This is a genomic window from Paenibacillus sp. FSL E2-0201, assembly GCF_037963325.1.
In the GTDB taxonomy this organism is placed as follows: domain Bacteria; phylum Bacillota; class Bacilli; order Paenibacillales; family Paenibacillaceae; genus Paenibacillus_AQ.
Window position 1 is genome coordinate 2,958,717 of sequence record NZ_CP150154.1, and the last position, 15,596, is coordinate 2,974,312.

The following is a 15,596-nucleotide window of genomic DNA, read 5'->3' on the forward strand; positions in this document are numbered from 1 at the left end:
CCCTTCATGGGGGCCGCTTTCTTATAACGAATCGCAACTCTTAGCATTTTGCGTTAAAATAAGAAGTGAAGCTGACCGTCTGCTGTTAAGGAGCTCCGGTGCTTTGGTGCGACAGTAAAGCAACCATAGAGATGGAGGAAGAGAATTCATGAAAGATTTTGATGTCATGTTAGAGAAATATGCGAACCTGGTTGTAAAGGTTGGGGTAAATGTACAGCCTGGACAAGTCTTAATGGTGCATGCGCCTATTGAAACTGCTGAGCTTACTCGCTTGATTGTAGGTAAAGCCTATGAAGCAGGTGCTAAATATGTAATTGTTGAATGGGACGATGAAGCGACTACACGGATTCGTTATGAAAAAGCTCCGGAAGATTCCTTTGATTATTATCCACAGTGGCAAGCAGAAATGATGGAGAAGTTTGCGGAAGAGAACGGCGCCATCTTACATATTAAAGTACCTGATCCGGAATTGTTCAATGGTATTGATTCTTCCAAAGTATCAAGAGCAGTTAAAGCGGCAGCTGTTGCTCGCAAAAACTACTCCAAATATACCCGCAATAGCAAAATCAGCTGGTCTCTCGTTAAGGCTCCGACGCGTGCTTGGGCAAACAAAGTGTTTGCCGATCTCCCTGAGGAAGATCGAGTAGAAGCGATGTGGGAAGCCGTATTCCAGATGAATCGTGTAGGTAGCGAGGATCCTGTTGCCGCGTGGAGAGAACATATCGGTCATTTAAAAGAGAGTCAGGATAGAATGAACGCTAAGCGTTATAAAAGCCTGCATTACCGTGCACCGGGAACGGACCTGCATGTGGAGCTTCCGGAAGGTCATCTGTGGCGCGGAGGCGGTGGAGAGAATGATAAAGGTGTGTATTTCGTGGCAAATATGCCAACCGAAGAAATCTATTCGATGCCCCATCGTACAGGTGTGAATGGTACAGTTAGAAGTACACTCCCTTTGAATCTGAATGGACGTTTGGTAGAAGGTCTTTCATTCACCTTTAAAGATGGAAAAGTAGTAGCATATGAAGCTGAATCTGGACGTGAGCATCTGACTTCGCTGTTGGCAACGGATGAAGGTGCATCCTATTTAGGAGAAGTGGCTTTAGTGCAGCATGATTCTCCAATCTCTCGCTTGAACCGAATTTTCTACAATACAGGGATTGATGAGAATGCCTCCTGCCATTTCGCGTTGGGAAGTGCCTATCCTGTCAATATTGAAGGCGGCACAAAGCTTACGAATCAAGAGCTTGTCGCACGAGGTGCTAATGTCAGCTTAACACATGTCGATTTTATGATCGGTTCGGCAGAACTGGATATTGATGGAGAACTGGCGGATGGCACGATTGAACCGGTATTCCGTAAGGGAAATTGGGTGCTGTAAGTGGAAATAAGGCCGTAATGATCCCTTTGGAGGAGGGTTACGGCCTTTTCTTTTGAGAATATTTATAAATTTATTACAGCGTTTATTAAGCGCAAAGCGTCTTCCAGATCTTCGCCTCTTTCATTCATGCGGTTTGCTAGCTGCTTACAATCATCAAGTTGTTGCTTTGTTAGCGGTCCTGCAAAATGCAGCGCTTCAATATAGTAGTAAATGAAGTAATAATTCTCAATTTCAATGATCTCCAAATCAATTAAGGGATTTAAACGTTGGATGCATTCCTGAGCCAGTGCATTTCCAAGATGCTCCATTTGTATGAACACTTCTAGGTCAGACTTCCCGTAAATATATGGAATCGTGTCACTGTAGCTGCTAAGAACTGCGTCGGACCAATAATCTAAATATTCTGTGACTGAGAAATGTTGATTCTGCAACATCAGCTCTCGAAATTGTAAATCTTTTGCATGATCAAATGGGAAAATCTTTGCGAATAAAGCAGGTTCGATGGTTTTTGGCATCACAATACTGTAATCTAAGTCATTGTTCCCTGTGGAGGCAAAGGCAATAAAGCCTTCAGTTGTATTTAATGACTGAAGCTCACCCTCAGTGATCAAACGCTGCATTGCTTTTAGCGTCAGCAGATAATACCCCATTTTAATAATCCCTGCTTCAAAGGCGATGATAGGTTGATCCTCCGTGTTAAAGAGAAAATCTTCTTCTTGATAAGTTGTCAGATCTGCTAGTTGGGTAAAATAATTCACGATCTTATCATCTTCAAGCCATAAGTGGTACCGAAAATCCCCCTGATTATATTTCAACCAGTTTATTGAACGTTCATCTCGATCCTTTGGATTTCTCTCTAAAGCTCGCTGGAAACCTTCAAGGGTATTTAGATAAATGTTGATGTTATAAAACTCATCAGCTTGAAGATTAAAAACATAGACATCATTATTGTCAGGTCCACTCGCGAAAGAAGAAATGACTGCTTTACTGTTCTTAACGAGAGTATTTACAAAACTTTCAGCTGTAACAATTTCGATATGATTAGGTTTAGTGGGACTAAATTTTGCTCTGTTTCCATCATATAAAAGATAGTAACCATCTTGGTGGAACGGAGTTCTCTCTTCAAGCACACGTCCAAGCTGTGAATAAAATGTATTCATGTTCATTCTTCTTTCTACTATGATTTAAATGAATGATTCGACAATTTCTTCTTTTTTCCTCTAAGAGCCGCTGTCCAATGTGACGCTGGATCTAAAAAAACGCCGGAGCTCTCTCCAATAGAGAGTCCAGCGTTTTTTTATTGCCCATACGGATCAGATTTATTTTGAAAAATAATTAAGGCCCATGGCCTCGCGTACTTCGGACATCGTTTCTTGAGCAATGTTGCGGGCACGTTTAGTTCCGGATAATAAGATATCCTCAACAACCTTGGGTCTGGCTGCATAATAGGAGCGCCGCTCACGCATCGGTTCAATTAATTGGTCTAGAGCTGTCGTGATAAGCTGCTTACAGGCAGAACAACTTATACAGCCATTTTCGCAGCTCTCGTGAATTTCACTGGCGCCGTGGGAACGAAAAGCGCGATGATAAGCATAAATGGGACAAATATCTGGATGCCCAGGATCATTTTTATGAACACGGGCTGGATCAGTTGTGGCTTTGCGGATTTTGAAGGTGATCTCTTCCTTCGTGGAGTCCAGCTCGATGGCATTACCTAAGCTTTTGCTCATTTTTGCATTGCCGTCTGTTCCCACTAGTCTTGGGGTCTCGCTGATAAGCGCTCTCGGCTCCACAAGGATGGGGCTGTACAGCTCGTTGAATCTACGTACGATTTTGCGGGTCAACTCCAGATGGGGAAGCTGGTCTTCGCCTACAGGAATAATCGTCGCTTTACAAAAGGTTATATCGGCAGTCTGGCTTACTGGATACCCAAGAAAACCATAGTATAGTTCATCTAAGCTGGAATTTTTCGATTCGGCTTTAATGGTAGGATTGTGCCGCAACGAATTCACAGTGACGAACATGGAGAACAGAACAGTCAGTTCGGCAATCTCTGGAATCATAGATTGAATGAATATAGTGGCTTTATCTGGATCTATACCCGCTGATAAATAGTCGAGTGTGATTTCATTCAAGTTTTGACCCAGTAGTTGAGGCCGATCAAAGTGAGTCGTTAGGGCTTGAATATCTGCTAGAAACACAAAAGTATCATATTGCTCCTGTAGAGCCACTCGGTTCTGCAAGCTGCCCACGTAATGGCCAAGGTGCAGCTTTCCGGTCACTCGATCTCCAGTTAATACACGTTCTTTTATCATTTAAATTCCTCCTGTTTTGTCGCTTTTGATTAACATTGAATCGCCACCACCAGCCATCATCCATGGCCATCACCTCCTTAAATGACAAAAAACCTCATCCAATAAGGACGAAGTTGTCGTGGTACCACCTTAATTGATCGCGCCACCAAGTTTCGTTAGCATTACGATCTTCTCTTACCTGTACGGAGAGTGTTAAAACAATCTAGATACAGGTCCCTTGATAACGGCGGGAACCCCGGCTTCTCCTACAGCATCTAAGTAGATGGTTCGGAAGAGCAACTCTAAAGGCCATTCGATCAAACGCTGGACACCGGTTCGCAGCAACCACCGGCTCTCTGAAGTCCATGTTCATTTGTCTACTTACCCTTTTTCAACGTTGTTCATGATATTTGGGTAATTGTAATTCTGATAAGTGAGTTTGTCAATAGGTGGAAATTAGAGGATGATATTCGAAGTATCTAGGTTTTATAATCTAGTAAAAGTATAACTTAAATGTATATAATCATCAGGAATTAAGTCCAATCTATCATTGCGGATTCACAATATACTATTCTATAACCTTGAAATGGAGTGATTAAAAATGGCGACAATTATAAGTTATGGGTCACAGGCAAAAATCCCGTTAGACCCGTTTACTACTGCTATAACGGTTGCAGGGATTCCTGGAGCTGGGGCGGGTCTAGCCACAGCGCAAGTAAATATTAGTCCGGCTAATCCGGCCTCTTTCTCCAGCAGAGTCGAGTTAAATGGTAGTTTTAGTCTTACTGCACTTGCTAACAGCCAATTTCTTGTTTTAATCCGACGTGCTGGAGTCGATATTTATAGATCCTTTTTTCGTTTTACTACAACTACTGATATTCAATTAAATGTTCAGTGGGTTGATGGTCCTTATATTGGAATCCATAACTATGAATTGGTAATTCAAAATGATAGCAACTTGCCTATCAATCTATTTGGACCCATATCATTCACAGCAACTGCTATAGGAGGAGATGGCGTAATTTAAGTTACGGGACAGTTAAATCGATCTGATTTAGCTGTCCTTTTTTTCATGGGCGTATAATTAAAACCTCAACTTTTGCAGCATAAATATCAAGCAAACCCCAACCAATAAGGAAGGGGTTCTTAGAAGATTGAAGTTATGGTTTCTCTCGTTATTTATTTAAAATGTTATCCTCTAAAACAGCATATTTATCACCGTACTGCTTAATGATATGTTGTTCTCCCCAGTTACAGAGCGAAGTTAAAATGTCGCTTAGACTATTACCATATTCACTAAGTTCATATTCCACTTTTGGTGGAACCTGATTGTATACGATCCGGTTGATGATTCCATCGGCTTATCGTTTTTTTGGTTGCTCTATCTGCATCATTTTGGGTCACCAGCCTGACTGTTTTCTGTAGTCCGATGGAGTCATGTTTGTGATGCTTCGGAATGTTTTAACGAAATGCATATAGCTTTTGTAACCACACATCGTACAGACATCGGTCACTAGAAACTCTGGTTTTTTTAAGCATTCCTGCGCATATTCCATCCGAATTTCGGTTACAAATCGCATGTAGTTCTTATCAAGTTTTCGCTTAAATAATCGACTTAAATAAGACGGATTATAGAAGAATCGATCTGCTACCATCTGTAGAGTCACATCTTGATCAATATTCTCTTTTATGAAGGATTTAATATGCTCGAATATGATCACATCCTGTTGGTTGTTGTGGGTCAGCCCTTCGGAATAAACAGTTCCTAAATGAACCATCCATCTGCCAAGCCAGTCAAAAAGGTTCTCAATTGAATCAAATTCATCTACAAAGGTTAGATTCAGGAGCTTTTCGCTGTACACGCCTTCGATATGGATGTGGTTCTTATTAGCGAAGCGGAGAATGGTACTTATAATTTCCTGAAGAAATGCAAGCCAAAAATCTGGAGAAGAGACATCAGCTTTACTCAAAATATCTTGAGACAGCCGGTGCATCAGCTGGAGCGTCTCTATTTCGTTAGCACTTTCGATGCAGGAGATCATCCGTTTCTTATCATTTTCATCGAGTTGAATTAGGGATGGTTTAATAGAATTGGAGCCTTCTATCCATTGTGGCACGTAGATAAACCTACAATCTCTCTTGTAGAAGCGTTGATATAACATTCTATCGTTCTCATGCAGCAATGAATTTATTTGTGTAGGATTCTCCGTCGTCTTACCTATAACTAAATAGAGGCCTAGGTGATGTTCTAGCGTAAGCAGCTTCAGATATTGATCGATTCGTGTCTGAACTTTAGTCTGAAGAGGAAAATTATCAATAGAAGCTGGAGATCCCAATACAATAAGTCCAAAGAGCTTAGTTTTAGATGAATATGTAAAAACAGTGTGCGGTGTAGAGGCATGGAGATACTCGTCTACAGCATGATGAATGAACTTCTCCGCATATTCTCTCATCCAGAGCGTAGATTGAGCGCGCTTTCCTCTCATAGGAATTCCTGTCAAAACAAAGGGCAGATAAAGATAGTAGTTACTGTTGAAATTACATAGTTCACGGACAATAGAATCATCTATTACAGGTTGTTCTTCCTCCAGTAATAGCTTTACAAGCTGTGCCCCCTCCAAATTAGAACGTTTCAATCGATCTTGCCGCTTAAGATGAAGCTTGTTCATACATTCTTGTATCACAAGGAGACTTTCCTCGTATTCCAAAGGCTTGAGCAAAAACGCATGTACATTCCCTAGTTTTATAGCCTTCTGAGCATATTCGAAATCGTTGAATCCAGTCAAAATGATAAATAATGTATCAGGAAGCAGATTGCGAATCTGCTCAATCATTTGTAGACCATCCATTTGGGGCATCCGGATATCAGTGATCACCAAATCGGGCTTCTCACGCAGTGCAGTGGCCATTCCTTCTTTTCCATTCTCTGCTTCAATAATGTTGTGAACCCCAAGCTCTTCCCAAGCAAAGTAATGTTTTAAGCCCGTTCTTATTAATGGTTCATCCTCTACAATCATTAGTTTGTACATGAAATCCCTCCGGAAGACTAGAATTATAGTGGATCGTTCGTAAGGAAATACCATTAGATGTAAGATTAAAAGGGTTACATTAAGGCGGAAAAGTGAAGAAATATAAATTTAATTGTTAATAGGTGGAATATGTAATGTATTATAACATTGAAGAGGGGTGGATTGAAGGGATATGTCAGAAAAGAGCCCTAAAAGTAAAAGGAGTGGGATTCTCCTAAATTTACAATTGATTTATGATTAGCGCAAGGAATGAGAGCAGTACTTATTCCACAAAAAAATAATTGGGGGTAGCACATGAAAGCAATGAAAAAAGGGCTAATGAGTATTGTTGGTGTCGCACTTTTAGGTACACAGTTAGTTGCATGTGGAAATACGAACACGGCGAATTCAGCAGTTACACCAAGTAATAACGCTGACAAGACTGAGCCCGCAGCAACTGAGGCTGCTGCTAAGCCAGTAGAGATTACATGGTGGAATTTTCCGAGCTTTCAAGCTTTAGATGGTGAAGTTGGCAAATATGAAAAGGAAATCATTGCAGCTTTTAATGAGAAGAATCCTGAAATTAAAGTCAACCTTGAGATGATCACCTTTGAAGGCGGCCCTGAAAAACTGAATGTCGCAATAGCTTCTAATACTGCGCCTGATGTGATCTATGATGCACCTGGACGGATTATCGATTGGGGTAAAAAGGATTTGCTTGCACCGCTTAACGACATGGTGACTGATGAAGTGAAGAATGATATTTCAGAAGCTTTTTGGAAGCAGTCAAGTGTAGGCGACAACATCTTTATGTACCCGATCAATACAGCACCATTTATGATGGCGGTTAATAAGACTATTTTTGAAAAGATAGGCGCTCTAGATTTACTTCCTCTGGATAAGGAAGATAGAACTTGGACGTTTGAAGAATATAAAAAGGCATTGGAAGCTGTGAAAGAAAAGGCTCCGGATGTTATTCCAACAGGGTTCTTCGCGAAGAGCCAAGCCGGAGACCAAGGAACTCGCGCTTATCTTGCTAACTTAGGCGTATCCAGATTCCTAAATGAAGACAATTCCGCAGTCGCTATCAATACAGATAATGCAGCAAAAGCGCTGGATTGGATTGTCCAAGCTACGAAAGATAAACTCAGTGTCTCTGGTGCAGCATCGCTAGCTGCTGCTGATGTAAACGATTTGTTCTTGCAAGGAAAATTGGCCTTTACACTTAACTATTCCGCTGTGCTAAAAGCACAGAACGTATCCAAGAAGATGGTTCAATTCGAAGATATTCTTCTTCCATTCCCTACTTTAGATGGTTCGGAACCGAAGCTTGAACCTTATCTGGGCGGTATGGCTGTATTTAATAATGGTGATGAAGCTAAGATTGCAGCTTCCAAGAAGCTAATTGATTTCATTGCTAATGATCCAGTATGGGGTAAGAAAAACTTGATTCAAACAGGTGGTCTTTCGGTTCGTAATTCGATTACTGGACTATATGACGATCCAGAGTACAAATACGCCGAATATGCTCGTAAATTTACGACAGATGCACCAACAATTGCAGATGGATATGCAGATATTCGTACCTTCTGGTTCCCTGAATTACAACGTGCTTTAACTGGAGGCGCTACCGGCAAGGAAGCTTTGGATAGTTTTGCTACAAAGGCTAACGAAGCTATTACTAAAGCCAAAGCAGCTATGAAATAAAAAGTGAATGGCGTTCAAAAGAATAGAGTGCGGGAAGCACTCTATTCTTTTTAAAAAAATTCAAGCTACACACCTATAAATATCATAATTTTTCTCGCTTAAACGCTCACCGTCCTTATAAGGACGCCAAAGTCGTTTATGCTTGATCATCAGAGAAATGGGGAGAAGGTTGTGGGGACAACGGTACGCAAAATTAAAGGTTATGTGATACGTGACTGGATGATGAGTTATCTTTTCTTATTACCAGCGTTTGGATTCTTTCTTCTGTTTGTAGCCTACCCGATGGTAAAAGGAGTCTATATTAGTTTCTTTGATTACTCTTTGAGAGATTTTAGTTTTATTGGTCTCGATAATTATATTTCATTATTTAAAGACGATAATTTTATAAAGTCCATGGGAAATACTTTATTGCTTGTTGTGATCACCGTACCGATCGTGATTATCTTTTCACTGTTTGTTTCAATGAATATCTATAAGAAAAAAGAGTTTGCTAGATCATTTTTCCGCGGTGTGTTCTACTTGCCAGCCGTATCATCGGTTGTAAGTATCACGGTCGTGTGGGGCTGGATTTACCATCCCAACTACGGAATTCTGAATTATTTGACGGGTTTGTTTGGAATGGAGCCTGTTTCATGGCTAGGGGATACAAGAACAGCATTACTTGCAATTATCGTGGTTTTAATAACGACTTCTGTAGGTCAACCGATCATTTTATATGTGGCCTCCATTGGTAACATTCCTACCTCTTATATTGAAGCCGCAGAGATAGATCGAGCAACCCCTTGGCAAATTTTCCGGAAAATATTATGGCCGATGCTGATGCCAACGAACTTATATATTATCGTGATAACCACGATTAATACCTTTCAGTGTTTCGCACTGATTCAACTCCTTACCTCAGGCGGGCCTGTATATAGCACATCTACCGTTATGTATGGTGTTTATGAACAAGCCTTTATGTTAGGTCATTTCGGATATGCCTCAGCAATGGGCGTCATACTCGCAATAGTAATTGGGATTATTTCTATCATTCAATTCAAATACTTTGGCAGCGATGTTGAGTATTAAGGAGGGGACATCATGAATTCTACGAATCCATTACAACTGAAAGCACCTATAACCCAGTCTAAGAAAGTAAGCGCATGGAAAAAAGAATTAACGATTCCAAAAATAATAGCTACCATTCTATTGATCTTGGCTACATTATTTTTTATCTTTCCTTTTTATTGGGTAGTTTCGGGAGCCTTTAAGCTTCAAACTGTGGCAACGACCATCCCACCGGAGTGGTTTCCGCTAAAGCCGACGCTACAGAACTGGACAGAATTATTTAAGAATCCGGTAGAACGCTGGATGTTTAATAGCTTTATTATTGCTTTTGCAGAGATGGCAGCCATCTGTATTGTCTCCTCCTGTGCCGGTTATGTTCTTGCAAAGAAATCATTTCCCGGACGAGGAATTATCTTCACAATGTTTGTTGCCGCCATGGCATTGCCTAAGCAAGTTATTCTTGTACCGTTGTTTACGATGTTAGCTGACTTTGGTTGGGTCAATACGTATAAAGGGCTTATTTTACCGGCGATTGGCTGGCCTTTTGGAGTCTTTCTGATGAAACAGTTCGCGCAGACGATTCCGGGAGAGTTGATTGAAGCGGCGAAAATTGACGGTAGCTCAGAGATTCGATTGTTTGGAACGATCGTTTTACCGTTATTGAAACCAGCAGTGGGTGCACTGGCTATATTCACCTTCATAACTTCATGGAACGATTATTTCAGCCAGCTAATTATGACGCGATCCACTTCGATGATGACCTTGCCACTTGGGGTAGCGACACTACGCGGCGAATTCACAACCAACTATGGACTGCTTATGGCAGGTGCTGCGTTAGCTTCGATTCCTATGATTGCAATCTTCCTAATGTTTCAAAAGGCATTCACACAAGGGATCACTATGGGTGCTGTTAAAGGTTAAAAATTCATATAACAACGCAAATGAATATATTTGGCTTTAGCGATGGAGGCTATTATCTATGAAATCATATGATCTTGAAGCTTTTAAAGGCATTATTATCGCTTTGTACTCCAGTTATGATGCTGAGGGGAATATAGATAAAGAAGCGGCACAGAAATTAGCTCGTCATTATGCTTCTACTGGTGTGAAAGGTCTTTATGTTGGAGGAAGCTCAGGAGAAGGCATGCTGCAATCTGTAGAGGAACGCAAACAAATGCTCGAAGCCGTTATAGCGGAAGTAGGAGAGGAGCTAACGATCATTGCTCACGTTGGTGCTCCATCTACTCGGGATAGTGTTGAGCTTGCGGTACATGCTGAATTCGTAGGCGCACACGCGGTATCGGCTGTTCCAGCAATTTATTACCGTTTGTCTCCGGACAGTGTTGAAAGCCATTGGCAGGCGATCATTGATAGTACATCGCTTCCATTTATTATCTACCATATCCCGCAAACGACTGGTTTTCAATTATCAAAAAGCTTGTTAATTAAGATGGCTGCGCAGGATAAAGTGATTGGCGTGAAGATTTCAGCAGAAAGTACATTTGAGCTTCAGCAGTTTAAGGCAGCAGGTGGAAATGATTTTCTTGTATTGAATGGACCGGATGAGCAGTATTTGGCTGGCCGCAGTATCGGGGCTGATGGTGGGATTGGTGGAACCTATGGGGTTATGCCCGAGCTATTTTTAAAAGTAGAACAATGTTATGGGCAAGGTGATATGGCTGAGGCGCAGAAATGGCAGTTCATTATCAATGATCTCATTGTAGAATTATTATCCTTTCCATCATTATATGGTGCATGTAAAGCAATCCTGAGTCTGCGTGGATTTGAAACGGGTACACCAAGAATGCCACTTCTACCTATCAAAGACTCCGATCAGGATCGGGTGGAAGCTCTCAACAATAGAATATTAGATTATATTCTTGAAGCGAAGGGATAGGGTTAATGATGACTCGAATGAGCGATATCTTTCCGATGAAAGGTCTGATCGTATCATGTCAGGCACTTGAGCATGAGCCGCTTCATGGTGGGGATACAATGGCAAAAATGGCAAGAGCAGCGGTTCAATCAGGGGCAATAGGTATCCGGACGAATGGAGTTCCAGATATTGTAGCGATCAAAGAAGAGGTAAATGTACCGGTTATTGGACTAATTAAACGGGATATTCCCGGATCAGCCATATTTATTACGCCAACTCTTGAAGAAGTGAAAGCAATTATCTCCGCAAAAGCGGATATTGTTGCATTAGATGTTACGAATCGGGAAGGTCGCTTTGAGTCGGTTAAGCCTTTAATCGCATATGCCCACCAAATGGGTGTGCTTGTAATGGCAGATATATCGACTTTGGAGGAAGGATTGGCAGCGGAAGAACTAGGTGTAGATTTCATTGGCACAACACTTTCCGGCTATACACCTTACAGTACACAGCAAGAAGGACCAGATTTTATTTTACTTCAGCAATTATGCGAGTTCGTGAATATTCCCGTTGTTGCAGAAGGGCGGATATGGACACCGGAGGATGCGGCGAGAGCTAAGAAGGCTGGCGCAGCTTATGTTGTGGTAGGAAGTGCGATTACAAGGCCACAGTTAATCACTTCACGATATGTCAAAGCCGTGAGTGATTGCTGAGACTTAAGGAGGAGAGTCCGTGTCAGAAGGTTATGATCCTCATATGGAATATGTTGTTGGAGTAGATATCGGGGGAACGAAAATTAATGCTGGGCTCGTTACATCATATGGGTACGTAGTACATACTGTAAGTCTGAGCACAATGGCTGGGTTCACGAAGACCGTGGACCGAGCTATTCAGGCTATTCAAAAGTTAATGAATGAAGTTACAGCGATACATTCAGGGGTAAAGATTAAGGGGATTGGCGTAGGAACGGCAGGACAAGTCGCTTGGGAGGAAGGGAGTATTCGCTCGGCCTCAGAGCTTATTCCTGGGTATGCTGGGACAGCTTTGAAAGCGTTGCTTCAGACTCAGTTCCAGGTTCCAGTGATCGTTGATAACGACGTGAATGTACTAGCATTAAGCGAGAAATATTTAGGCGCTTGTATAGGTGTAGAAGACTTTATTTGTCTTGCACTTGGAACGGGTGTTGGTGGGGCAATTGTTGTAGAGGGTCACCTTGTCCATGGTTCTTGGGGTGGGGCCGGAGAGTTAGGCCATATGTCTGTAGATTTCAAAGGACCGGAATGCGTTTGTGGCGGGAGAGGTTGTTTAGAACATTATGCTTCGGGTACAAGCATTGCTCGTCGAATGCGGGAACAACTAACTTTAAACAATCTGCCACTGGATAACTTAGACTCGCGAGACGTGATCGCAAGATGGAGAGAAGGAGACCCTCTAGCTACAGAAGTAATGGAAGAAACAATCGCAGCACTTGGATCTGCTATCGCTTCTTTTATTCATATTTTTAACCCTAAAGTTATTGTTATTGGTGGTGGAGTGGCTGAAGCAGGGGAGATATTATTCGAAGGAATAAGAAGAGAAGTAGCAACGAGAACGATGCCCTCGATGTTGGAAGGTGTTCGAATTGAAGCAGCCTATCGTGGCAATTTCTGTGGAATGATCGGTGCGGCATTACAGATCTGGGAGTACGGGGGTCCACCCCTTCCTTCTGGAAATGAAGGCTTTATCTAAATCTCTTGATTAAATAGAATAATTTACCGATAATGTTAAAGGGGAAGAGAATGAAGGTCAAATCTTTCGGGAGTCCCTAATCCGTTTATAAGGAGTGATGATGTTTGAGTACGAACAACACCACAATGAAGTCCGAGAGAGGTCAGTATTCGTAAGGGAAGAACACCTCTCAATGACTACGGGAGGCACTATCGGAAATGATGACGTTAATGAACATGGTACGGGGAACAGAGAACGATCTACCTGCCAATGAAATGATCAAGTATTGGAATCATGAGCTTGGATCTATGAAGTTTGTAAGAGCTAGCAGCAATTTTATTTATACGTTTCAATCGAATAATAAGCATTATTATTTAAGGTTTACTAACGAAGAAGATAATACTGCTGAGAATATCCAGGCAGAACTAGATTTTATGATGTACTTATTGGACCAGGGCTATGATACTGTATCACCAGTACGCTCCAAGCAAGGGAATTGGATAGAGACTCTTTTAACTGAAAATGGTAGATATCACGGGGTTGTTTTTGAACAAGCCGCAGGGGATTATGTTCCGCTTGAAGAGATGTCGGAGCTGCAGTTCCAACATTGGGGTCAAACACTCGCGCGATTGCATCATTTATCCGAAACTTATGCTCCGAGCACGCCCTCGCGTAAAAGTTGGGTTGATTCACTTCAGTTTATTTTATCTGTATTAAAAAGACACCCTGAGGAGTTTAAAGCGCTTAAGGAATATGAGCGAATTGAAGCGTGGCTAAGTAAGCTCTCTTTTGGCGTAGGACATACGGGACTCATTCATTTTGACTTTGAGACAGACAATATTTTTTATATGAAAGAAAAATCACGTTTTAATGCGATTGACTTCGATGACTCTATGTATCACTGGTTTGCGATGGATATCTCATCAGCCTTGAGAGATTTATCCAAGCAGAATGATGAGGAGAGCAAGAGGAACATCGATTTTTTTGTTAGTGGTTATAGATCCGTAAAACATTTAGATGATGAATATGTCAAGTTATTACCAGAATTTCAAAAGTTCTCTGACTTATATGGATTCGCCAGGCTGCTTCGGAGTTTAGAGGCGTTTGACGTTTCTACTAGCCCTGAATGGGCACTACAGCTTAAATCTAAATTAGAAGCCGTCTGTGATCGTATTCGGGATGGTTTTCATCCTCATGTCGAGCTGAAGACAATCCATGAGACTAACTGGTATGCCTGTACTCAATTAGAGGTGTCCAATGAGCAAAAGACGGTTTTTCCTGTACCTGTTGTTTATTGGTTGGCAGAATCGGCTTATTGCGGAATGACTCCATTAGCTTTATATGCAGATGAAGAATTGATAGGTTTCTCTGTGTATAGTGTTGATCCTGAGGACGGAAGTTATTGGGTAATGGCTTTTATGATTGATCAGAAGTATCAGAATAGAGGATTCGGTAGAACGGGAATGGATGCCTTGATTCGATATATAAAAGCCGAACATCACTGCGATAAAATCGTTATTGGTCATCGAATTGAGAACGAACGTGCTTCGAATTTGTATGAATCTCTGGGGTTCGTTGAAGTAAGCAGAGATGAGGTTGAAGTTGTACGAGAGTTGGTAGTGTAAAGCAGAGAAGGCCGCTCCCAAGTAGTTTTTTAACTACTTGGGAGCGGCTCTCATCTTGTTATCTTGTAAATCAAGCCCCAATTGATGATCCAAGAGAAGCTTCAATTGAATAATTAGGGAATTTCTCCCTGGAATTATGAGATTATTGGTCAGTAGATTGATAATTAGGGAAAACCTCCCCTAAATTCGTCTGATTTGATGAAAATCAAAGGGATTAGCATGATTTATAGGGAGGAATTCCCTAATTTCATTCATAATCAGCGAATATGGACTATTTATAGGGAGTTTTTCCCTAATTAGTTTTTAACCATCAAATATTAGCCCACTCCTGCTCCAAAGAGGAATAGATAATCTCGTTGCACCATTGTTGATTACAGAATCTAGTCTCCCTAAGAACCCCGTCCTTAATCATTCCCGCTCTAATCATTACTTTCTCTGATTGAAGATTCTCTGCATTGGCATAAGCAACAATTCTATGTGCATTTAGGAATTTAAAGGCGTAATCTATCAGAGACTTCACGGCTTCAGTTGCATATCCCATCTTCCAATATTCCGGTAGTAGGACCCAGCCGATTTCCCATTCTCTGATATCTTCCCAGTTTAACTTTATACTGACATTACCGATGGGCTTCATATCCAGCTTTGTACATATTGCGAGATCATAATTTTCCCGTGGATCGCTGGTTACTTGAGACAAAATCGAAAGGAAGTCATCTTTAATTTGTTTTGCATCAGGTGCGGTGTTTTCATATTTGTAGGACAAAGGATTTTCTTCTAGTTCTTCGTAAAAGGAAGAATCATTGCTTGTATAATCTCTTAAGATTAATCTGTCGGATATTATTTCCACGAATATAACACTCCTAGTCTAAGTCTTTGATTTGTGGCTTATATACAATGATTATTAATGGTTATCTCAGATGATCACTCCCAATTTAAGTTTATAAATGGTAGACT

The 15,596-nt window shown here is 41.3% G+C and carries 13 protein-coding genes, 1 pseudogene and 1 other annotated feature; of the genes and pseudogenes, 9 read left to right on the forward strand and 5 right to left on the reverse strand.

Features of this window, described 5'->3' with window-relative positions; translation table 11 throughout:
- The first annotated feature begins 148 nt into the window (after positions 1-148).
- Entirely contained in the window at positions 149-1,381 is a 1,233-nt protein-coding gene (locus NSU15_RS13055; RefSeq protein WP_076121930.1) for an aminopeptidase, read from the forward strand.
- Positions 1,382-1,443: 62 nt separating this feature from the next.
- Here the strand turns inward: NSU15_RS13055 and NSU15_RS13060 are convergent, their stop codons facing one another.
- Both NSU15_RS13060 and trpS read right to left on the reverse strand, forming a co-directional pair.
- Positions 1,444-2,541 carry a DUF4303 domain-containing protein gene (locus NSU15_RS13060; RefSeq protein WP_339290748.1) on the reverse strand — a complete coding sequence of 366 codons (1,098 nt, stop codon included), beginning with the start codon at positions 2,539-2,541 and terminating at the stop codon, positions 1,444-1,446.
- 159 nt (positions 2,542-2,700) lie between these two features.
- Positions 2,701-3,696 carry a tryptophan--tRNA ligase gene (gene trpS, locus NSU15_RS13065; RefSeq protein ID WP_076121370.1) on the reverse strand — a complete coding sequence of 332 codons (996 nt, stop codon included), beginning with the start codon at positions 3,694-3,696 and terminating at the stop codon, positions 2,701-2,703.
- Positions 3,697-3,796: 100 nt separating this feature from the next.
- Positions 3,797-4,079: a binding site (T-box leader), on the reverse strand.
- Positions 4,080-4,276: 197 nt separating this feature from the next.
- On the opposite strand from trpS, the gene NSU15_RS13070 reads away from it, so the two are divergent.
- Complete coding sequence (locus tag NSU15_RS13070) at positions 4,277-4,702, forward strand: hypothetical protein (RefSeq protein ID WP_042127063.1); 426 nt, start codon at positions 4,277-4,279, stop codon at positions 4,700-4,702.
- A 148-nt stretch (positions 4,703-4,850) separates the two neighbouring features.
- Here the strand turns inward: NSU15_RS13070 and NSU15_RS13075 are convergent.
- Positions 4,851-5,033, reverse strand: a pseudogene (locus NSU15_RS13075) (winged helix-turn-helix transcriptional regulator); the annotation flags it as partial.
- A 42-nt stretch (positions 5,034-5,075) separates the two neighbouring features.
- Entirely contained in the window at positions 5,076-6,704 is a 1,629-nt protein-coding gene (locus tag NSU15_RS13080; protein ID WP_339290750.1) for a response regulator, read from the reverse strand.
- A 294-nt stretch (positions 6,705-6,998) separates the two neighbouring features.
- Between NSU15_RS13080 and NSU15_RS13085 the strand changes: the two genes are divergently transcribed.
- From NSU15_RS13085 to NSU15_RS13115, 7 genes are all read left to right on the forward strand, one after another.
- Positions 6,999-8,390, forward strand: coding sequence for an extracellular solute-binding protein (locus tag NSU15_RS13085; protein WP_042127077.1), 1,392 nt, complete (start codon positions 6,999-7,001; stop codon positions 8,388-8,390).
- A gap of 219 nt (positions 8,391-8,609) precedes the next feature.
- Positions 8,610-9,458 carry a sugar ABC transporter permease gene (locus NSU15_RS13090; protein ID WP_042132124.1) on the forward strand — a complete coding sequence of 283 codons (849 nt, stop codon included), beginning with the start codon at positions 8,610-8,612 and terminating at the stop codon, positions 9,456-9,458.
- Between the two features lie 12 nt (positions 9,459-9,470).
- Positions 9,471-10,358 (forward strand): carbohydrate ABC transporter permease, encoded by an 888-nt coding sequence (locus tag NSU15_RS13095; protein WP_081390057.1) that lies wholly within the window; start codon positions 9,471-9,473, stop codon positions 10,356-10,358.
- Between the two features lie 58 nt (positions 10,359-10,416).
- Positions 10,417-11,334, forward strand: coding sequence for a dihydrodipicolinate synthase family protein (locus NSU15_RS13100; RefSeq protein WP_042127079.1), 918 nt, complete (start codon positions 10,417-10,419; stop codon positions 11,332-11,334).
- An 8-nt stretch (positions 11,335-11,342) separates the two neighbouring features.
- Positions 11,343-12,023 (forward strand): N-acetylmannosamine-6-phosphate 2-epimerase, encoded by a 681-nt coding sequence (locus tag NSU15_RS13105; protein ID WP_197069804.1) that lies wholly within the window; start codon positions 11,343-11,345, stop codon positions 12,021-12,023.
- Positions 12,024-12,042: 19 nt separating this feature from the next.
- Positions 12,043-13,038 (forward strand): ROK family protein, encoded by a 996-nt coding sequence (locus NSU15_RS13110; RefSeq protein WP_052414582.1) that lies wholly within the window; start codon positions 12,043-12,045, stop codon positions 13,036-13,038.
- Between the two features lie 197 nt (positions 13,039-13,235).
- Positions 13,236-14,642 (forward strand): GNAT family N-acetyltransferase, encoded by a 1,407-nt coding sequence (locus tag NSU15_RS13115; RefSeq protein WP_339290753.1) that lies wholly within the window; start codon positions 13,236-13,238, stop codon positions 14,640-14,642.
- Between the two features lie 310 nt (positions 14,643-14,952).
- Here NSU15_RS13115 and NSU15_RS13120 read toward each other — a convergent pair whose 3' ends face one another.
- Positions 14,953-15,489, reverse strand: a complete 537-nt coding sequence (locus tag NSU15_RS13120; RefSeq protein WP_052414583.1) for a GNAT family protein — start codon at positions 15,487-15,489, stop codon at positions 14,953-14,955.
- Positions 15,490-15,596 lie beyond the last annotated feature (107 nt).